This is a genomic window from Amycolatopsis sp. NPDC051716 (assembly GCF_040681595.1).
GTDB lineage: Bacteria > Actinomycetota > Actinomycetes > Mycobacteriales > Pseudonocardiaceae > Amycolatopsis.
Map to the genome: position 1 here is coordinate 58,931 of NZ_JBFAZA010000013.1, position 19,252 is coordinate 78,182.

Sequence of the window (19,252 nt, forward strand, 5' to 3'; positions counted from 1 at the left end):
CCGAATGGACGGTCACCTCGCGGTGCCGCTCAGTAAAGGCAGTGGTCGGGGCCGGTGTCAAGCGTCGAGGTCTTCCGATCTTCGGGTCCGGCGGCTACCATGCGATTAACTGAACGTCCGGTAGGTAATTCGGCGAGAGGGACCTGATGGCACTGCTGCGCAGCTACGTCTCCGGGAGCTGGCACACGGCGGCGGACGAGGGCGTCCCGCTGCACGACGCGGCCACCGGCGAGGAGGTCGCCCGGATCTCGTCGGCGGGCGTCGACTTCGCGGCCGCGCTGGCGTACGGCCGCACGGTCGGCGGCCCGGCCCTGCGCGAGCTGACGTTCCACCAGCGGGCGGCCCTGCTCAAGGCCCTGGCGTCGCACCTGCGCGAGCACCGCGAAGAGCTGTACGCGATCTCGGCGAAGACCGGCGCCACGCTCGGTGACTCGAAGTTCGACATCGACGGCGGCATCGGCGTCCTGTTCAGCTACGGCTCGAAGGGCAAGCGCGAGCTGCCGAACGACACCGTCTACGTCGAGGGCGCGGTGGAGCCGCTCTCGCGCGGGGGCACGTTCGTCGCCCAGCACATCGCGACCCCGCTGCGGGGCGTCGCCGTCCAGATCAACGCGTTCAACTTCCCGGTGTGGGGTCCGCTGGAGAAGTTCGCACCGGCGTTCCTGGCCGGGGTCCCGAGCCTGGTCAAGCCGGCCAGCTCGACGGCGTACCTGACCGCGCGGCTGGTCGAGCTGATCATCGAATCCGGGCTCCTGCCGGAGGGAACGCTGCAGTTCGTCGCCGGCAGCGTCGGCGACCTCCTGGACCACGTCACCGCGCAGGACCTGGTGTCCTTCACCGGCTCGGCGTCGACCGCCCAGAAGCTGCGCGCGCACCCGGCGATCATCCGCAACGCCGTCCGGTTCAACGCCGAGGCCGACTCGCTGAACTGCTCGATCCTGGGCCCGGACGCCGTGAAGGGCACCACCGAGTTCGACCTGTTCGTCAAGCAGCTGACCACGGAGATGACGGTCAAGGCGGGCCAGAAGTGCACCGCGATCCGCCGCGCGTTCGTCCCGGCGGACCTGCTCGACGACGTCGCCGCCGCCGCGTCCGAGCGGCTCGCGAAGGTGACCGTCGGCAACCCCACGTCCGAAGGCGTCCGGATGGGGGCGCTGGCCAGCCTGGAACAGCGCGAGGAGGTCCGGCGGTCGCTGAAGGCGCTGCTGGACGCCGGCAGCGTTGTGTTCGGCGACCCCGAGCGCATCGACGTCGTCGACGCCGACGCCGAGCGCGGCGCCTTCATCTCGCCGGTGCTGCTCAAGGCCGACCCGGAGCGCACCGAGCCGCACGAGGTCGAGGCGTTCGGCCCGGTCTCGACGCTGATGCCGTACACGTCCACCGAGCAGGTCGTCGACTTCGCCGCCCGCGGCGGCGGCAGCCTGGCCGGCTCGATCGTCAGCGCCGACAAGGAGTTCGTCCGGGAGGTCGTCCTGGGCGCGGCGCCGTTCCACGGCCGGCTGCTGGTGCTCGACGCCGAGGACGCGAAGGAGTCCACCGGGCACGGCTCGCCGATGCCGCAGCTGGTCCACGGCGGTCCGGGCCGCGCGGGCGGCGGCGAAGAGATGGGCGGGATCCGCGGGGTCCTGCACCACATGCAGCGCACCGCCGTGCAGGGGTCGCCGGCCGTCCTTTCGGCCGTCACCGGCCGCTGGGTCACCGGCGCGCCGCGCACCGAAGGTAATGTCCACCCGTTCCGGAAGTCCCTGGCCGAGCTGAAGATCGGCGACTCGGTGGTCGCCGGGCCGCGCACGGTGACGCAGGAGGACGTCGACCACTTCGCCGAGTTCACCGGCGACACGTTCTACGCGCACACCGACCCGGAAGCCGCGGCGGCCAACCCGCTGTTCGGCGGGATCGTCGCGCACGGGTACCTGGTCGTCTCCTTCGCGGCCGGGTTGTTCGTCTCGCCCGAGCCGGGCCCGGTGCTGGCCAACTACGGCCTGGAGAACCTCCGCTTCCTCACCCCGGTCAAGGTCGGCGACTCCCTGACGGTGACGCTGACCGCGAAGCAGATCACCCCGCGGATCGACCAGGACTACGGCGAGGTCCGCTGGGACGCCGACGTCACCAACGCCGACGGCGAGTCCGTGGCCAAGTACGACGTCCTGACGCTCGTTTCGAAGGAGCAGCCGTGACCGCCACTGTGTCGCTCGAAGAACACTTCGAGCACACCATCGAACGCGACCAGCGGATCGAGCCGCGCGACTGGGTGCCCGAGGGCTACCGCAAGACGATGATCCGGCAGATCGCGCAGCACGCGCACTCGGAGATCATCGGCATGCAGCCCGAAGGCAACTGGATCACCCGGGCGCCGTCGCTGCGGCGCAAGGCGATCCTGCTGGCCAAGGTGCAGGACGAGGCCGGCCACGGGCTCTACCTGTACTCGGCGGCGGCGACGCTGGGCGCGGACCGCGCGGACCTGACCGACAAGCTGATCACCGGACGGCAGAAGTACTCGTCGATCTTCAACTACCCGACGCTGACCTTCGCCGACGTCGGCGTGATCGGCTGGCTGGTCGACGGCGCCGCGATCTGCAACCAGGTGCCGCTGTGCCGGTCGTCGTACGGGCCGTACGCGCGGGCGATGATCCGGATCTGCAAGGAGGAGTCCTTCCACCAGCGGCAGGGCTACGAGCTGCTGATGACGATGATGCGCGGGACTTCGCAACAGCGTGAGATGGTCCAGGAGGCCGTCAACCGCTGGTGGTGGCCGTCGCTGATGATGTTCGGGCCGCCGGACGCCGATTCGCCGAACACCGCGCAGTCGATGGCGTGGAAGGTCAAGCGCCACACCAACGACGAGCTGCGGCAGCGGTTCGTGGACATGTCGGTGCCGCAGGCCGAAGCCCTCGGCGTCACCTTCCCGGACCCGGACCTGAAGTGGAATTCCGAACGCGGGCACTACGACTTCGGCGCGGTGGACTGGGACGAGTTCAAGAACGTGCTGAAGGGCAACGGGCCCTGCAACGCTTCGCGGATCGCGCACCGGCGTCGCGCCCACGAAGACGGCGCGTGGGTGCGGGAAGCCGCCGTCGCCCACGCCTCGAAGAAGAACGAGGAGCGCAAGTGACCGACCTGACGGCCGAAGGCGGCCACGGCGCCATCCCCCTGGAAGGCGTCCCCGCGGCCCCGGGCCCGATCAAGCACGACTGGCCGCTGTACGAGGTGTTCGTCCGCGGCAAGCGCGGCCTGAACCACGTGCACGTCGGGTCGCTGCACGCGGCCGACGACCAGATGGCGCTGCACCACGCCCGCGACCTCTACACGCGCCGCAACGAAGGCGTGTCGATCTGGGTCGTGCGCGCGGCGGACATCACGGCGTCGTCGCCGGACGAGAAGGATCCCTTCTTCGCGCCCAGCGGCGACAAGGTCTACCGGCACCCGACGTTCTACGACATCCCCGAGGATGTGCCGCACATATGAGTTTCGACAACGTGTACGAGGCCATCACCGAGGAGAACGACGCCCGCTGGGCGTTCGGCACCGGCTTCGAAGACCCGCTGTCCGGAGTGGACACTTCGGTGCCGTCCGGCGTGGACGCCGCGCAACTGGCCGCGTACTGCCTGATGCTGGGCGACGACGCGCTGATCTTCTCCCACCGGCTCCAGGAGTGGTGCACCAACGCGCCCGAGCTGGAGGACGAGGTCGCGATCGCCAACATCGCCCTGGACCTGCTGGGGCAGGCGCGGCTGCTGCTCGCCCGCGCGGGCAAGGCCGACGGCTCTTCGCGCACCGAGGATTCTTTCGCGTTCTCGCGCGTCGAAAACGAGTTCCGCAACGTCCGGCTCGCCGAGCTGGGCGGCGGGCACTTCGGGCACCTGATCGCGCGCCTGTTCGTGTTCTCGACGTGGCGGCTGGCGCTGTTCCAGCGGCTCGAGTCCTCGGTGGACCCGGTGCTCGCGGCGATCGCGGACAAGGGCGTCAAGGAGCTGGCCTACCACCGCGACTACGCGGCGCAGTGGCTGGTCCGCCTCGGCGATGGGACGCCGTTGTCGCACTCGCGGACGCAGGAGGGGCTGGACGAGGTCTGGCCGTACGTGGGGGAGCTGTTCCGCACGCACCCGCTCGAGCTGGTCGACGCGGCTTCGCTGCGGGCCGAGTTCGATGCGGTGCTGGACCAGGTCCTCGCGGCTTCGACGCTGTCCCGGCCGTCGTCCGGCGAGCTCGCCGGGGTTTCCGGGCGGACCGGCCGCGACGGCGTCCACACCGAGCAGATGGGGTTCCTGCTGGCGGAGCTGCAGAGCGTGGCCCGGGCGATGCCGGACGCTCGATGGTGACCGCCGCGGCCGTGGCCGCCACGGTCACCGACCCCGAGCTGCCGATGCTGACCCTGGCGGACCTGGGCGTGCTGCGCTCGGTGTCCGAGGCCGGGGGGCGCGTGGTCGTCGCGATCACGCCGACGTACACGGGCTGCCCGGCGATGGACACCATGCGCGACGACCTGGAGCACGCGCTGGTTTCGGCGGGCTTCGCGGACGTCGAGATCCGGACGCAGCTGTCGCCGGCCTGGACCTCGGATTGGATTTCACCGTCGGGGCGGGAGAAGCTGGCCGCGGCCGGGATCGCCCCGCCGGGCGCGGCCCCGAGGCGGTCGGGCCCGATCCCGCTGACGCTGTCGGCGCCGGTGTCGCGGGTTTCCTGCCCGCACTGCGGTTCCCCGGACACCGAAGAGCAGTCCCGGTTCGGCGCGACGGCGTGCAAGGCGCTGCGGCGCTGCCGCGCGTGTCTGGAGCCGTTCGAGCACGTCAAGGAGATCTGAAGTGGCGCGGTTCAACGAGCTGACGGTGGCCGGGGTCGAGCGGCTGTGCGACGACGCGGTCGCGGTGACGTTCGACGTGCCTTCGTCGCTGGCGTCCGAGTACGCCTTCAAGCCGGGCCAGTCGCTGACGTTGCGGCGCTCGATCGACGGGCGCGACGAGCGCCGGTCGTACTCGATCTGCGCCCCGGCGGGCGCGGCCCCGCGGGTCGGCGTCCGCCTGGTCCCGGACGGTTATTTCTCGTCGTGGCTGGTGAACGAAGTCCGCCCGGGCGACACCATCGAGGTGGCTCCGCCTGCCGGTTCGTTCACGCCGGACCTGTCCGCGGGCGGGCACCACGTCCTGATCGCGGCGGGCTCGGGCATCACGCCGGTGCTGTCGATCGTGTCGTCGCTGCTGGCCACCCCGGACGCCACGGTGACGGTCCTGTACGGAAACCGCCGCACGGACACGGTGATGTTCGCGGACGAACTGGCGGACCTGAAGGACCGTGCGCCGTCGCGGCTGGAGCTGATCCACGTGCTGTCGCGCGAGCCGCGCGAGGCGGAGCTGTTCACCGGCCGCCTGGACGTCCCGAAGCTGCGCACGCTGTTCTCCACGTTGGTGCCGGTGGCTTCGGTGGACCACTGGTGGCTGTGCGGCCCGTTCGAGATGGTGTCGGGAGCGCAGGAACTGCTGGCGTCGCAGGGCGTGCCGCGCGAGCGCATCCACCAGGAACTGTTCTACGTGGACACCCCGCCGGCCCCGGTGGAGCACCTCGACCCGGCGGTGGCGGGGGAGTCGTCCGAGGTGTCGGTGGTCCTGGACGGCCGGGCGACACCGATGACGTTGCCGCGTTCGTCGTCGGTGCTCGACGGGGCGCAGAAGTTCCGCCCGGACCTGCCGTTCGCCTGCAAGGGCGGGGTGTGCGGGACGTGCCGCGCGCGCGTGACGGAGGGAAAGGTGGACCTGCGGCGGAACTTCGCGCTGGAGGAGGCCGAGGTCGCGGCGGGATTCGTGCTGACGTGCCAGTCGTACCCGGTCTCGGAGACCTTGACGGTGGACTTCGACGCCTGAATTCAGAGCTTGCGACGTCGCCGGCGGCGGGGCCTCGGCTCCGGCATCGCCGTCACCTGGTCCTCCGGCGGCGTGCCGCGCTCCTCCGGCGTCGCGAGCCCGAGCATCTCCGCCGCCAGCTGCTGCGAACTCGCGAACATCCCGGTCGGGGTCTCCTTCGCCCGGCGCAGCGCTGCCGGGCGGAGGCGGTTGTAGCCCCGGACCGTCACCGGCCTGCGGGCACGCAGCTCGTAGGCCTTCTCGTCCGCCAGCTCGGCCGCCAGTTCGCGGTCGACGAGGATCGTGCCCGGGCGGGCCACCGAGGTCAGCCGGGCCGCCAGGTTGACCACCGAGCCGTACACGTCGCCGAACCGCGACAAGATCCGGCCCGAGGCCATGCCGGCGCGGACCGCCGGCAACGTCTCGTCCGCAGAGGTGCGCTCAGTCAGCGTCAAGGCGATCTCCGCCGCGTCGACCGGGGCGTCCGCCACGAACAGGACCTCGTCGCCGATCATCTTCACCACGCGGCCGTGGTGCTCGGCGATCACCTCCGTCGCCAGGGTCTCGAACGCGTCGAGGACGCGGCTGAGCTCGTCCTCGCCGATCTGGCGCGTCAGCCGCGTGTAACCCACCATGTCGACGAACCCGACCACCTCGGTGCGCGTCTCCACGTTGTCGCCCGCGGCCGCGAACGCCCGGCCCGCGTACGCCGCCAGGTGGCGGCGCCAGACGAAGTTCTGCACCCGCTCCAGCTCCGGCAGCAACCGGTCGACCAGGCGGGTCACCTGGCGTTCGCTGCGGCCCGGCTCCGGCTGCTGCCGGACCAGCTCCCAGAGCATGTCGACCTGCCACTCGGCCAGCCGCGACAGGTGCTGGCCGAGCGCGCGCGTCACCGAAACCTCGATGCTCGGGTCGATCAGCCCGGACTGGACCAGCTGATCGGCGGTCCGCATCGCCTCGACGTCCGCGTCGGTGAAGACGACCTCGTCGTCGCGCACGGTCGCGAACCCCAGCGCGCGCCAGAGCCGGCGTGACCGCTCGTCGGGCACGCCGGCCTTCTCCGCCACTTCGAGCCGGGTGTACTTCCGCCGGCCGCCGAGCAGGACGCGTTCGAGCCGCTGCTGGAGTTCCTCGCTCGGATCGGTCACGTCAGGTCGTGTGGACGATGAGCACGTCCACGCCGGACTTGCGGGCCACCTCGGACGGCACCGAGCCCAGGATCCGGCCGGCGATCGTGTTCAGCCCGCGGTTGCCGACCACCAGCAGGTCGGCCTCGCGCTCGTGCACGACCTTGCGCAGCGAGTCGACCGGGTCGCCCTTCACGGCGATCGTGTCGATCTTCTCCGCGCCCGCGCGCGTCGCCCGGTCCCGCGCCGACTGCAGGGTGTCCTCCGCCGGCGCTGAGCCGACGACCTGGTACGCCTCCTCGCCGAGGACGTCCTGGGCCTTGTCGACGTCGGACTTGCTGGCCGGGTAGTACGCACACGCGATGACGAGCGTGGCGCCCGCGTCGCCGGCCACCGCCGCCGCGCGGTCCACCGCCGCGAACGAGGACTCCGAGCCGTCCGTGCCCACCACCACGGTCCGATATGCCGCACCCATGCGCAAAACCTCCAGGTGATCCCGCGTGAGCAGGGACGATAGCCGGTCGGTACCGGCCGTGCAGGGTCGTCCGCGCCCGTGTCGGGTGGAAGGTTACTCGCCAGTCGCTTTCTGCGCTCCGCTTGCCCGCGGAGCCGGCTTCGCCACCGGTTTGGGGGTGGGTTTCGGGGCCGGTTTGGCCGCGGGCTTGGCCCCGGGCTTCGGCTTCGGCACGTCGGAGACGCGGATCCGGATCGTCTCCTCGGCGCCGGTGACCCGGACCGTCTGCTCGGTCTCGTCCACGGCGTCCGGTTTTTCGTCCGGGACCAGGTCGGCCTTGACGTCGGCGGGCACCTTCACGTCGTCGCCGAGGACGGTGTGCGCCTCGGCCAGCACGGCCCGCGCCGCACGCACCTGCTCGGCCAGCCCGCCGCGCACCTTCCGCAGCGCGTCGACCCGCTCGTTCGCCTGGGTGATCCGCCGGTTCGACTCCTCCGTGGCCGACGTCACGCGGCGCCGCGCCTCGTCGGCGGCCTCCGCGAGCCGGGCGTTGGCCTCGGTGATCGAGTCCTGGCGGCGCTTGTTCGCCTCCGCGACCGACTCCCGCTGGCGGCGGTCGAGGTCCGCCTTCGCGGCCTTCTCCTCTTCGAGGACCTTCGCGCGGATGTCGGCGGCGTCCTGCGTGGCCTCCTGGACGCGGCGCGCGGCCTCGGCCTTGCTCGCCGCCTCCTGCTCGGCCAGCACCCGCATCGCCTCGGTGCGGCGCGCGGCCATCGCGATCTCGAAGTCCTCTTCGACCTTGGTGCGGCGGTCCGAGGACTCGGTGTCGAGGCGCTTGCGCTCCGCTTCGGCCTCGTCGGTGATCTTCTTGGCCTCGGCGCGGGCGTCCTCGAGCACCTTGCGGTGCTCCGCCTCCATTTCCTTGCGCCGCAGGTCGAGCTCGGTGAGCAGCTGCTCGTAGCGGGCCCGCATGGCGCTCGCGTCCGTCTCGGCCTTCGCCCGGATGTGCCCGGCCTCGGCTTCGGCGCGGGCGCGGGTGTCGGCGGATTCGTCCTGCGCCAGGCGCAACATGCGCTGCAGCCGTTCGGACAGGCCTTCGACGCTCGTCGGCGGCTGGGCGAGCCGGTCGACCTGCCCGCGCAGGTCCGCGATCTCGCCGCGCGCGATCTCCAGCTGGCGGGCGAGGTCGCCCGCCTGCGCGATGGCGGCGTCCCGATCCGCGGTGAGCATCTTCAGATCGGCGTCCAGCCGTTCGAGGTGCTCGTCGACCTGTGCTCGGCTGTACCCGCGCTTCGCCACGTCGAAGCCGGCTCCCAGCGGCACAAGCTCCCGTTCATCGCCAAGGCTCATGGGGCCTACCGTAGCCGCAGCCGGGTCACGGAAGGGTGAGCACCCGGGCGGTGCGCCGAACGCGTCGTCTGCCGCGCCGAAAGGAACCGCCGGAATCGCGCGGTTTTCCGGGGGTTCCCGACGCCGGGAGCGGGACCGCTCCCGGCGTGCCCGTGGCTCAGGCGCCGCGGAACGCGTTGATGCCCTCGAGGTGCTTCGCGCGCTTCTCTTCGTCGCGGACGCCGAGGCCTTCCTGCGGGGCGAGCGCGAGCACGCCGACCTTGCCCTGGTGGGCATTGCGGTGCACGTCCAGCGCGGCCTGCCCGGTTTCCTCGAGCGCGTAGGTCTTCGACAGCGTCGGGTGGATCAGACCCTTCGCGATCAGCCGGTTCGCTTCCCACGACTCGCGGTAGTTCGCGAAGTGGGAGCCGATGATCCGCTTCAGGTTCATCCACAGGTAGCGGTTGTCGTACTGGTGCATGTACCCCGACGTCGAAGCGCACGTGACGATCGTGCCGCCCTTGCGCGCGGCGTACACGGACGCGCCGAAGGTCTCCCGGCCCGGGTGCTCGAAGACGATGTCCGGGTCCTCGCCGCCGGTCAGCTCGCGGATCCGGGCCCCGAAGCGCTGCCACTCCTTCGGGTCCTGCTCGGTGTCGTTCTTCCAGAACTTGTAGCCCTCGGCGCTGCGGTCGATGATCAGCTCGGCGCCGAGCTTCCGGCAGATCGCCGCTTTCTCGGGGCTGGAGACGACGCACACCGGGATGGCGCCGCCGTTCAGCGCGTACTGCGTCGCGTAGGAGCCGAGGCCGCCCGAGGCGCCCCAGATCAGGACGACGTCGCCCTGCTTCATGTCCGCGCCGTTGCGCGAGACGAGCTGGCGGTAGGCGGTGGAGTTGACCAGGCCGGGCGAGGCGGCCTCTTCCCAGGTCAGGTGGTCCGGCTTCGGCATCAGCTGGTTGGCCTTGACCAGCGCGATCTCGGCGAGGCCGCCGAAGTTGGTCTCGAAGCCCCAGATCCGCTGCTCGGTGTCGAGCATGGTGTCGTTGTGCCCGTCCGGGCTCTCCAGCTCGACGTTCAGGCAGTGCGCGACGACCTGGTCGCCCGGCTTCCAGTTGTGCACGCCGACGCCGGTCCGCAGCACGACGCCGGACAGGTCCGAGCCGACGACGTGGTACGGCAGGTCGTGCCGCTTGGCCAGCGGCGAGAGCTTCCCGTACTTCTTCAGGAACTTGAACGTCGGGATCGGTTCGAAGATCGACGTCCACACGGTGTTGTAGTTGATGGCGCTCGCCATCACCGCGACCAGCGCTTCGCCGGGGCCGAGTTCCGGCACCGGGACGTCGTCGACGTGCAGGGACTTGCGGGGGTCCTTGTCCCGGCTCTCGAGGCCCTCGAACATGTCGACCTCGTCGGCGTGCACGGTCACCCCGCGGTAGCTCTCGGGGACGGGCAACGAGCCGACCGCGCCGAACTCGCCGGTCAGGATGGCCTGCTGGATCTCGCCGAGCTGCGTCATCGGTTCCTCCGCGGAGATGGGGGGCGTTGGCGGCAGAAATTACTCGCCGGTAACACGCGACCACAACTGTACGAGACGGACAGCACGATTACACGCCGAACCGTGACGGCCCGGTCTTGACCGGCCGGCCAGTCAAGCGGATCATCGACGGCGGGTACACCCACCCGACCAGCAGTTTCACCGACGGAGGTGAGCACGAATGAGTGAAGTCTCTACGCGCGCGTGGACCCGGCCCCATGACTGGGCCGAGGTCGTCATCGGGGTGGTCGCCGCTCTTTCACCCCTTTGGCTGAGCACGGACACGACCGTGATGTGGACGATGGTCGTCCTGGGCGCGCTGATCGCACTCGACGGCCCGGTTTCGCTGGCGATGCCGGGCATGGTCTACGGCGAAGGCATCCAGATCGCCCTCGGCGTGCTGCTGTTCATCGCGCCGTGGGTGATGGGGTACACGGAGTTCAACGGCGCATCCTGGACGTCCTGGATCGCCGGGGTGCTGACGGTCATCGCCGGCGCGGCAGCGATGCCGGTCGCGAACGCCGTGCACCGCACGGCCGGGCAGCACTGACGACCCAGGAGGCACGGGAATGACCGAGGATTCGGCGAAGGAGCGCATCCTCTGCGCCGCCGAGGCGCTCTTCGCCGAGTCCGGCTTCGACGCCACCCCTACCTCGCGCATAGCGGAGCAGGCCGGGGTCCCGAAGGGCCTGGTGCACTACTACTTCCGCCACAAGGCCGACCTGCTCACGGCGCTCGTCGCCCGGTTGCCCGACGAGCGCATCGAGCCGGCGGTGGTGGTGGTCCCGGGCGACCTGGCGGGCAGCCTGCGGCGCCTGGTCCGCGAACTGGACCACCGGTTCAGCAGGTCCCTGGGGTTGTCGCACCTGCTGTGGCGCGAGGCCGACACCCACCACGTGGTCCGCGACGCGCTCCACGAGCGCTTCCAGGTCCTGGTCCGCCAGGTCCGAGCGGTGATCGTGGCGGCAACGGGCGGCGGGTTGCCCCCGGCCGACGTGGATCGGGCTTCGGGGCTGCTGGCCCGCGCGGTCAGCCATCGCCACGCCACGGCCCGCCATTCGGAAGACGACCTGCCGGCGGAGTTCGACGGCGAGCTGACCTTCATCGCCGACGCCCTGTCGTCCAAGGCCGCGCCTGCGTAGCCGGGCTGGCGTGCGCGGCCCCTCACCGGCGTCTTGGCCGCGCGCCCGTTTCTTGTCACGGGCGCGCGGCTTTCGTGCCGATCCGTTGCGCGGGAACGAGTCAGTGCGCGGTTGCGTCCTTCGCCGGCTCCACCAGCTCCACCAGCACGCCGCCCGCGTCCTTGGGGTGGACGAAGTTCACCCGGCTGTCGGACGTGCCCCTCTTCGCCTCTTCGTACAGCATGCGCAGGCCCTTTTCGCGCAGGGCCGCGGCCGCGGCGTCCACATCGGACACGCGGTAGGCCAGCTGCTGCAGCCCGGGGCCGCTCTTCGCCAGGAACTTGCCGATCGCCGAGTCCTCGCGCAGCGGGGCCAGCAGCTGGATCTGCGTCTCCGTGCCGGCCGTGCCCGGAGCGCGGAGCATCGCCTCGCGGACCCCCTGCTCCTCGTTCACCTCCTCGTGCGCGACCTCCAAGCCGAAGTGCGCGCGGTGGAACTCGATGGCCGCGTCCAGGTCCGGGACCGCGATGCCGACGTGGTCGATGGCCGTCACGAACGGCCGCAGGGCGTCATTCATGGGGGCAGGATAGGGGGCTCGCGCGCCGCGGCGAGGCGGAATCGTCGCGTGCCCCGCCTCACACTGGCTCCATCAAGAAGGCCTGCTCCCGGGTATGGTCGGCAAAACTGCCCATGCGCCGATGCTTGGAGGACGCCGTGTCCGGTTCCGTGATCCTGGGTGCCGCCCGTACGCCGATCGGGCGCCTGCTGGGCTCCCTCAAGGACTTCACGGGTGCCCAGCTGGGCGGGGTCGCGATCAAGGCGGCCCTCGAACGCGCCGGGGTCGCCCCGGACGCGGTGCAGTACACGATCATGGGTCAGGTGCTGACCGCCGGCGCCGGCCAGATCCCGGCCCGCCAGGCCGCGGTCGCCGCGGGCATCCCGATGAGCGTGCCCGCCCTGACGATCAACAAGGTCTGCCTCTCCGGCCTCGACGCCATCGCGCTCGCCGACCAGCTGATCCGCGCCGGCGAGTTCGACCTCGTCGTCGCCGGCGGCCAGGAGTCGATGACCCAGGCGCCGCACCTGCTGCCCAAGTCGCGCTCCGGCTTCAAGTACGGCGACACCACCCTCGTCGACCACATGGCTTACGACGGGCTCTTCTGCGCCTTCGACCAGGTCGCCATGGGCGCCTCGACGGAGAAGTACAACTCCCGTTACGGCCTCACCCGCGAGCAGCAGGACGAGTTCTCCGCCCGGTCCCACCAGCGTGCCGCCGAGGCGATCAAGAACGGCTACTTCGCCGACGAGATCGCGCCGGTCTCCATCCCGCAGCGCAAGGGCGACCCGGTCGTCTTCGACACCGACGAGGGCGTCCGCGCCGACACCACCGCCGAAGGCCTCGCCAAGCTGCGCCCCGCCTTCGCCTCCGACGGCACCATCACCGCGGGCTCGGCCTCGCAGATCTCCGACGGCGCCGCCGCGGTCATCGTGGCCAGCAAGGCGAAGGCCGAGGAGCTCGGCATCACGCCGCTCGCCGAGATCGGCGCGCACGGTGTCGTCGCCGGGCCCGACGCGAGCCTGCACGAGCAGCCGTCGAACGCCATCCTCGCCGCGCTGGCGAAGGCGAACCTGACCGCCGACGCGCTCGACCTCGTCGAAATCAACGAGGCCTTCGCCGCGGTCGGGCTCGTCTCCACCGAGAAGCTCGGCCTCGACCCGGAGAAGGTCAACGTCAACGGCGGCGCGATCGCCCTCGGCCACCCGATCGGCGCCTCCGGTGCCCGGCTCGCCGTGCACCTGATCCACGAGCTGCGCCGCCGCGGCGGCGGGCTCGGCGCGGCCGCGCTGTGCGGTGGCGGCGGCCAGGGCGACGCCCTGCTGCTGCGGGTGCCGTCCGCGTAAGTGGCCGGCCCACTCGACCTCGACGACCTCGTCGGCCGCGCGCGGGACGGACAGCCCCGTGCCGTCGCGCGGCTGCTGTCGCTCGTCGAGGACGCCCACCCCCGCGTCGCGGAGATCGCGCGGGCGCTGACCCCGCACACCGGGCCGGCCCGGGTCGTCGGGCTCACCGGACCGCCCGGCGTCGGCAAGTCGACGTCGACCTCGGCGCTGCTCACCGCGTTGCGCGCGGAGGGCAAGCGGGTCGGGGTCCTCGCCATCGACCCGTCTTCGCCGTTTTCGGGCGGCGCGCTGCTCGGCGACCGGATCCGGATGACCGAGCACGCCACCGACCCCGGTGTGTTCATCCGCTCGATGGCCACGCGCGGGCACCTCGGCGGGCTCTCGTGGGCGACCCCGCAGGCGGTGCGCGTGCTCGATGCGGCCGGCTTCGACGTCGTGCTGATCGAGACCGTCGGCGTCGGACAGTCCGAAGTGGACGTCGTGAAGCTGGCCGACACCACGGTGGTGCTGCTCGCCCCGGGCATGGGCGACGGCATCCAGGCCGCGAAGGCCGGCGTGCTGGAGATCGCCGACGTCTTCGTCGTCAACAAGGCGGACCGCGAAGGCGCCGACGCCACGGTGCACGACCTCAAGCAGATGATTTCCCTGGCCCGGCGGGAGATCCGGGGAGCGAGCTGGCGTCAGCCGATCGTGCGGACCGTCGCGGCCAAGGGCGAGGGTGTGGACGAGGTCGTGCGAGCGCTGGCCGCGCACCACGACTGGCTCGTCGAGCACGACGAGCTGACCCGGCGCCGGGTGGCCAGGGCGCGCGACGAGGTCGAGGCCATCGCGCTCCGGCGGTTGCGGGCCGAGCTTGTGGACCTGCGCGGCGGAGGACGGCTCGCCGGCGTCGCGGAGCGGGTCGTGGCGCGGGAGCTCGATCCGTTCGCCGCCGCCGACGAGCTGATCATGGACTTGCGGAGCTGACGCCGGCCTCCGGCGGTGCGCTTCGTTCGCCGGCCGAGTAGTAGGCGAGGAACATGTCCACGCCACGGTTGATGAGGTCGTGGGTGCGCTCCTCTCCGAGCTGTTCGCCGTAGGCGGCGTGAGTGAAGTGGGGGTAGAGGACGAGGGCGTAGAGCTGGATCAACGCCAGCTCGATGTCGGGGATGGCGAGCTCGCCGGCCTCGATGCGCTTGCGGAACTCCGTGGTCAGGATGGCGGACGTCAGGTCGGGGCCGTTGGCTTTCCACGCCTGGCCGAGCTCGGGGAACCGCTGCGCTTCACTCGCGACGAGCGCGCGCAGCGCAAGCACCTGGGGCTGCGCCATCCCGGCCACCCATCCTCGCGCCGTCCGCACGAGGATCTCCCGGATGTCCTCGGACTCGGCCAGGCTCTTTTCGAGAGCCGACGTCGACTGCTGGAGTGCCTCCTTGAGGGCGTCGTGGATGACCGCGTGGAACAACTCGTTCTTGCTGCCGAAGTGGTTGTAGATCGTCACCTTCGACACGTCGGCCCGCTGGGCGATGACGTCGATCCCGGCTTCGAAGCCGCGAGCAAGGAAGACCTCGCGGGCGGCCTCCACGATCGCCCGGCGCTTGAGGTCGGCGCGCTCGCCGGTGGGCGGGCGCCGTCGCGTGTCCGTCATGCACGCAGGATACCGACCGCCTGAACTGGGCAGTCCAGTTCACCTGAACTGAACTGTTGAGTTCATATGAACTGAAGCGTACAGTTCACCGGTGTCCAGCCGCGACGATCGGGAGGCACGCATGCTGTACGAACCGGAGCTGACCTCCGTGAAACCCGCGGTGGTGCGCGACGGCCGCCGCGGCGCGCTGCTCGCGTTGCTGGCGTTCGCGATGCTGATCGTTTCCCTCGACCAGTACATCGTCGTGGTCGCGTTGCCCGAGATCGGCCGGGACCTGGGGTACTCGGCCCAGACCCTGCAGGCGGTGATCAGCACGTACGCGATCGCCTCCAGCGGGTTCCTGCTGTTCGGTGGGCGGGCCGCGGATCTGCTCGGCCGCCGCCGGATGCTGGTGGCCGGCCTGGCGCTCTACGCGGTGGCTTCGGTGCTCGGGGGACTGGCCACCGCGCCACTGTGGCAGCTCGCCGGCCGCGCGCTTCAGGGCCTGGGCGGCGCGTTGGTCTTTCCCAGCACCCTGGCCATCATCAACACGACCTTCGCCGAGGGGCGCGACCGCAATCGCGCGCTGAGCGTGTGGGGCGGAGCCGGGGCCGCCGGCCTGGTCATCGGGGTGCTGCTCGGTGGCGTGCTCACGCAGGGCTTCGGGTGGCGCGCGGTGTTCTTCGTCAACGTTCCGCTGGCCGGCTTCGCGATCGTGCCGGCGTTCGCACTCATCGCCGCCGACCGGCGGCGTGCGGTGAGCCGGCGATTCGACCTGGCCGGCACGCTCAGCGTCACCGGCGCGGTGACCTTGCTGGCGTTCGCGCTGGTCCGTGGGCCGGATGCGGGCTGGGGTTCGCCCGGGATCGTGGCCGCCCTGGCCGTGGGGACCTTGCTGCTCGGGGCCTTCGCGGTGATCGAGCGGCGCAGCGCGGACCCGCTGCTGCCCCGCGGCCTGCTGCGCAACCCGAGCCTCGTCCTGGCCTTGGTGGTCGCGTTCATGTTCACGGCCACCTTCGGATCGTTGCTGTACTTCTTGTCCATCCACTTCCAGGACGTGTGGGGCTACGACGCCCTGACCACCGGGCTGGGGTTCCTGCTGCCGACCGCGGTGGTGGTCACCGGCTCGGTGCTGGCCGGCTCCGTCGTGACCCGGATCGGGGTGCGGCGCACCCTGCTCGGCGCGCTCGCCACCGGCGCCGTGGGCACGTGCTTGCTCGGGCTCGCGCTCACGCCGGACGGCTCGTACGCCTGGCTGGTGCCCGGCCTGATCGCGGTCAGCATCGGCGACGGGATGGTCTTCACGGCCATGTACATCGCCGCGGCGACGGGGGTGCCCGGCCACCGGCAGGGTGTCGCCTCGGGGATCGTCACCACCGGTTCCGGCGTGGGCGCGGCGGCCGGGCTCGCGGTGCTCGTCCTCATCGCCAACACCACCGCCAACACCACCGCCGGCGCTCGCGGGCTGGACGACGAGGCGCTGCGGATCGCGACCGGCGCGGGGATCCGGGTGGCGGTGTTCGCCATCGCCGCGGGAATCGTGCTCACCTTCCTGATCGCGCTGACGTCTTTCCGGCGCGGCTCTTGACCGGTCGCGGCCGGGGCGCTCCCTCGCCGCTTTCCGTTGCCGCGGCTCGATGACCGCGCCGTCCGACGACCTCCGGCCGCGCCCCGGTGCGGCGCGCAAGAACCCGAGCAGTGCCTGCAGCAACTGTCGGATACCTGCTGTGTCAACGGTTCTTCTCATGTCGGACCCCTTCGCCGGGCGGCGCTTTGCCGCGTGCTGACCATCGTGCGCCGGGGGTCCGACAATTTCCGGGGTGCGGGCCCCGAGGTTCACCCGATGGACTGACAGGGGCGACTTTCGCGGGTTCTGGCTGTCGGTGCCGGGCCCTAGACTGCGGGGCGCTCCGGAACCGGGCGATCACTGGGAGGGCGTGCAGGATGAAGAGGACACTTCTCACCGCGCTGGCGGCGGGCGCGTTGTTCGTGGCCGGGAACGGCGTCGCCGCGGCGGCCGACGCGCCACCGCCGAAGACGACCCACGGGCCCTGCCAGTACACCGAAACCCCGGACGAACCGCCCGCGCGGCCGGTGCCGCTGCCGCCCGACCCGCGGCACACGCCGAGCCACGGCAGGGTCGACGTCGCCATCCCGACCAGCCAGGGCGCGCTGCCGCTGCGGCTGGACCGCGCGAAGGCGCCGTGCACCGTGCAGAGCTTCCTGCACCTGGCGCGGCACCGGTTCTACGACCACACGGTGTGCCACCGGCTCACCGCGTACCCGACGTTGAAGGTGCTGCAGTGCGGCGACCCGACCGCGACCGGAGAGGGCGGGCCGGGCTACAAGTACAAGGACGAGCTGCCGGTGGACCTGCCGCCGGCGCCGACCGACCCGACCGGCGCCCGGCGCGTCTACGCGCGCGGCTTGCTCGCGATGGCCAACGCGGGGCCGGACACGAACGGTTCGCAATTCTTCGTCGTGTACGGGGATTCCGCGCTGCGGCCGAACTACACGGTGTTCGGCACGGTCGGTGCGGAGGGGCTGCGGACGCTCGACAAGGTCGCGGCCGGCGGGATCCAGCCGACCGCGGAGGACCCGGCGCCGGTCGACGGCACGCCGGTGCTGCGCACGGAACTGCTGCGGGTCCGGCCGGACTGCTGGTCCTGACGGTGGTCGCGGGCCGCTCCGGTGGGGCGGCCCGCGGGCATCACGGGTGCTTGGCGAGGTTTCGCGGGTGATCGGGCGGGCTTCATGCGTGATTGAGGGGGCATCACGTGTGATTGGAGGGGCATCACCCGTGAGTGGGAGGTCGACTCGCGTGATTGGAGGGTCGACTCGCGTGCCTGGAGGGTCGGCTCGCGTACTCGGGCGGTCGGTTCGCGTGCCTGGAGGGTCGGTTCGTGTGATTGAGGGCAGGAGTTCGGGGGGGCGGGAGTTGAGGGGGTGGTTAGGGGGTTATTTCGGCTAGGGCCTCTACCAGGTTTTGGGTTGCGCCGGTGAAGGCGTGCTTGGGGGTGGCCGCGTAGCCGACGATCAGGCCGCCGGGGGCGTTGGGGGTCATCCAGTGGCCGGCCAGGCCCTCGATGCCGATCGCGCGGCGGCGGCAGGCCGCCAGGGCCGTGGCCTCCGAGGGGCCGTCCGGGGGCAGCATCAGCAGCAGGTGCAGGCCCGCCGCGATGCCGTGCGGGCGGACGGAATCCGGCAGCGCGGCCAAGAGGCGGGTGCGGCGGGAGCGGTACTCGGCGCGGCTGCGGCGGATGTGCCGGTCGTAGGCGCCCGAGTCGATCAGCTCGGCCAGCACCAGCTGGTTCAGCACCGCCGGGCGCGAGCCGCTGTCGGCCATCGCCGCGCGGACCGGCTCCACCAGCGAGCGCGGGAGCACCAGCCACGCGAGCCGGAGGGCCGGGGCGAGCGTCTTGCTGGCCGTTCCCGCGTACACCACCCGCTCCGGCGCGAGCGCCTGCAACGCGCCGACCTGCTGGCGGTCGAAGCGGAACTCGCCGTCGTAGTCGTCCTCGAGCACGAACGCCCCCGATTCGCTGGCCCAGCGGGCCAGCGCCGCCCGGCGTGGCGGGGCCAGCGTGACGCCGGTGGGGTACTGGTGCGCCGGGGTCACGACCACCGCCGGACTGTCCAAAGCGGACACGTCGATGCCGTGCCCGTCGACGTCCACGCCGACGATCCGCGGGCCCTGCGCCGCCGCGATCGACCGGTACATCGCCATCGACGGGTTCTCGAACGCCAGTTCGCCGACGCCCAGGCCGGAAAACGCGCGGGAGACCACCGCGATGGCGTGCGAAAACCCGTGGCACACCACGATCCGCGCCGGGTCGGCGACCACCCCGCGGGCCCGGGCCAGGTAGCCGGCCAGGGTGTCGCGCAGCTCGGGTGCGCCCAGCTCCGACTCGTAGCCGAACGCCGAGGCCGGGGTCCGCAGCAGGGCCCGGCGGGTCGCGGTGAGCCACGCCTGCCGGGGGAACGCCGTCAGGTCCGGCCGGCCCGGACGCAGGTCCCAGCGCGGCGCCGGGTCGCGCGGGACCGGCCGCGGCGCGGACTGGGGCAGCGAACCCGCCGTCGCCACCCGGGTCGGCGCGCCTTGGGCCGTGCGCAGGTACCCCTCCGCGGCGAGATCGGCGTACACGCGCGTGACCGTCCCGCGGGCGACGCCGAGGTCGTGGGCCAGCGCGCGGGTCGAGGGCACCGCCGCGCCCGCCTGCCACCGGCCGTCCCGGATGGCCGCGCGGATCGCCGCCGCGAGCCCGCTGCGGCCCGTCGAAGGCTGCCAGCCGAGGTGGACGTCGAGCCCGGAACTGGACCACGATTCCGTCATGTGACTGGA

At 71.7% G+C, this 19,252-nt stretch carries 19 protein-coding genes; 12 read left to right on the plus strand and 7 right to left on the minus strand.

Going from position 1 to position 19,252, the window contains the following annotated elements; all coding sequences use genetic code 11:
- Nucleotides 1-146: 146 nt before the first annotated feature.
- From paaZ to paaE, 6 genes are all read left to right on the plus strand, one after another.
- A complete protein-coding gene (paaZ, locus tag AB0M30_RS19495; protein ID WP_364585406.1) occupies nucleotides 147-2,177 on the plus strand; it encodes a phenylacetic acid degradation bifunctional protein PaaZ in 2,031 nt (676 codons plus the stop codon).
- Nucleotides 2,174-3,112 carry a 1,2-phenylacetyl-CoA epoxidase subunit PaaA gene (paaA, locus tag AB0M30_RS19500; protein WP_364585407.1) on the plus strand — a complete coding sequence of 313 codons (939 nt, stop codon included), beginning with the start codon at nucleotides 2,174-2,176 and terminating at the stop codon, nucleotides 3,110-3,112. Before paaZ ends, paaA begins: the two co-directional genes overlap by 4 nt.
- Nucleotides 3,113-3,180: 68 nt before the next feature.
- Nucleotides 3,181-3,465 (plus strand): 1,2-phenylacetyl-CoA epoxidase subunit PaaB, encoded by a 285-nt coding sequence (gene paaB, locus AB0M30_RS19505; protein ID WP_285994100.1) that lies wholly within the window; start codon nucleotides 3,181-3,183, stop codon nucleotides 3,463-3,465.
- Nucleotides 3,462-4,319, plus strand: coding sequence for a 1,2-phenylacetyl-CoA epoxidase subunit PaaC (gene paaC, locus AB0M30_RS19510; protein WP_364585408.1), 858 nt, complete (start codon nucleotides 3,462-3,464; stop codon nucleotides 4,317-4,319). Before paaB ends, paaC begins: the two co-directional genes overlap by 4 nt.
- Nucleotides 4,313-4,801: a 1,2-phenylacetyl-CoA epoxidase subunit PaaD gene (gene paaD, locus AB0M30_RS19515; protein WP_364585409.1), complete on the plus strand. Its 489-nt coding sequence runs from the start codon at nucleotides 4,313-4,315 to the stop codon at nucleotides 4,799-4,801. Before paaC ends, paaD begins: the two co-directional genes overlap by 7 nt.
- Before the next feature lies 1 nt (nucleotide 4,802).
- On the plus strand, nucleotides 4,803-5,855 hold the full coding sequence (gene paaE / locus AB0M30_RS19520) for a 1,2-phenylacetyl-CoA epoxidase subunit PaaE (RefSeq protein ID WP_364585410.1): 1,053 nt from the start codon (nucleotides 4,803-4,805) through the stop codon (nucleotides 5,853-5,855).
- A 2-nt stretch (nucleotides 5,856-5,857) separates the two neighbouring features.
- Here the strand turns inward: paaE and AB0M30_RS19525 are convergent, their stop codons facing one another.
- The 4 genes from AB0M30_RS19525 to ccrA all read right to left on the minus strand — a co-directional run bounded on the left by AB0M30_RS19525 (nucleotide 5,858) and on the right by ccrA (nucleotide 10,263).
- Nucleotides 5,858-6,982: an adenylate/guanylate cyclase domain-containing protein gene (locus AB0M30_RS19525; protein ID WP_364585411.1), complete on the minus strand. Its 1,125-nt coding sequence runs from the start codon at nucleotides 6,980-6,982 to the stop codon at nucleotides 5,858-5,860.
- 1 nt (nucleotide 6,983) lies between these two features.
- Nucleotides 6,984-7,436, minus strand: a complete 453-nt coding sequence (locus AB0M30_RS19530) for a universal stress protein (protein ID WP_103335282.1) — start codon at nucleotides 7,434-7,436, stop codon at nucleotides 6,984-6,986.
- A 93-nt stretch (nucleotides 7,437-7,529) separates the two neighbouring features.
- A complete protein-coding gene (locus tag AB0M30_RS19535; protein WP_364585669.1) occupies nucleotides 7,530-8,738 on the minus strand; it encodes a chromosome segregation protein in 1,209 nt (402 codons plus the stop codon).
- Between the two features lie 184 nt (nucleotides 8,739-8,922).
- On the minus strand, nucleotides 8,923-10,263 hold the full coding sequence (ccrA, locus tag AB0M30_RS19540) for a crotonyl-CoA carboxylase/reductase (RefSeq protein WP_364585412.1): 1,341 nt from the start codon (nucleotides 10,261-10,263) through the stop codon (nucleotides 8,923-8,925).
- Between the two features lie 199 nt (nucleotides 10,264-10,462).
- On the opposite strand from ccrA, the gene AB0M30_RS19545 reads away from it, so the two are divergent.
- Both AB0M30_RS19545 and AB0M30_RS19550 read left to right on the plus strand, forming a co-directional pair.
- Nucleotides 10,463-10,831 (plus strand): SPW repeat protein, encoded by a 369-nt coding sequence (locus AB0M30_RS19545; protein WP_364585413.1) that lies wholly within the window; start codon nucleotides 10,463-10,465, stop codon nucleotides 10,829-10,831.
- 19 nt (nucleotides 10,832-10,850) lie between these two features.
- Nucleotides 10,851-11,423 (plus strand): TetR/AcrR family transcriptional regulator, encoded by a 573-nt coding sequence (locus AB0M30_RS19550; RefSeq protein ID WP_364585414.1) that lies wholly within the window; start codon nucleotides 10,851-10,853, stop codon nucleotides 11,421-11,423.
- Between the two features lie 100 nt (nucleotides 11,424-11,523).
- Here the strand turns inward: AB0M30_RS19550 and mce are convergent, their stop codons facing one another.
- Nucleotides 11,524-11,979 (minus strand): methylmalonyl-CoA epimerase, encoded by a 456-nt coding sequence (mce, locus tag AB0M30_RS19555; protein ID WP_103335290.1) that lies wholly within the window; start codon nucleotides 11,977-11,979, stop codon nucleotides 11,524-11,526.
- A gap of 137 nt (nucleotides 11,980-12,116) precedes the next feature.
- Here mce and AB0M30_RS19560 point away from each other — a divergent pair, with 137 nt between their 5' ends.
- Both AB0M30_RS19560 and meaB read left to right on the plus strand, forming a co-directional pair.
- A complete protein-coding gene (locus tag AB0M30_RS19560) occupies nucleotides 12,117-13,304 on the plus strand; it encodes an acetyl-CoA C-acetyltransferase (RefSeq protein ID WP_364585415.1) in 1,188 nt (395 codons plus the stop codon).
- A complete protein-coding gene (meaB, locus tag AB0M30_RS19565; RefSeq protein WP_364585416.1) occupies nucleotides 13,305-14,270 on the plus strand; it encodes a methylmalonyl Co-A mutase-associated GTPase MeaB in 966 nt (321 codons plus the stop codon).
- On the opposite strand, the gene AB0M30_RS19570 is transcribed toward meaB, so the two are convergent.
- Nucleotides 14,251-14,931, minus strand: a complete 681-nt coding sequence (locus tag AB0M30_RS19570) for a TetR/AcrR family transcriptional regulator (RefSeq protein ID WP_364585418.1) — start codon at nucleotides 14,929-14,931, stop codon at nucleotides 14,251-14,253. The genes meaB and AB0M30_RS19570 overlap by 20 nt on opposite strands.
- 121 nt (nucleotides 14,932-15,052) lie before the next feature.
- On the opposite strand from AB0M30_RS19570, the gene AB0M30_RS19575 reads away from it, so the two are divergent.
- Both AB0M30_RS19575 and AB0M30_RS19580 read left to right on the plus strand, forming a co-directional pair.
- Complete coding sequence (locus tag AB0M30_RS19575; RefSeq protein ID WP_364585419.1) at nucleotides 15,053-16,498, plus strand: MFS transporter; 1,446 nt, start codon at nucleotides 15,053-15,055, stop codon at nucleotides 16,496-16,498.
- A 356-nt stretch (nucleotides 16,499-16,854) separates the two neighbouring features.
- On the plus strand, nucleotides 16,855-17,580 hold the full coding sequence (locus AB0M30_RS19580) for a peptidylprolyl isomerase (RefSeq protein ID WP_364585421.1): 726 nt from the start codon (nucleotides 16,855-16,857) through the stop codon (nucleotides 17,578-17,580).
- A 280-nt stretch (nucleotides 17,581-17,860) separates the two neighbouring features.
- Here the strand turns inward: AB0M30_RS19580 and AB0M30_RS19585 are convergent, their stop codons facing one another.
- Nucleotides 17,861-19,243 (minus strand): PLP-dependent aminotransferase family protein, encoded by a 1,383-nt coding sequence (locus AB0M30_RS19585; protein WP_364585423.1) that lies wholly within the window; start codon nucleotides 19,241-19,243, stop codon nucleotides 17,861-17,863.
- Between the last annotated feature and the right edge of the window lie 9 nt (nucleotides 19,244-19,252).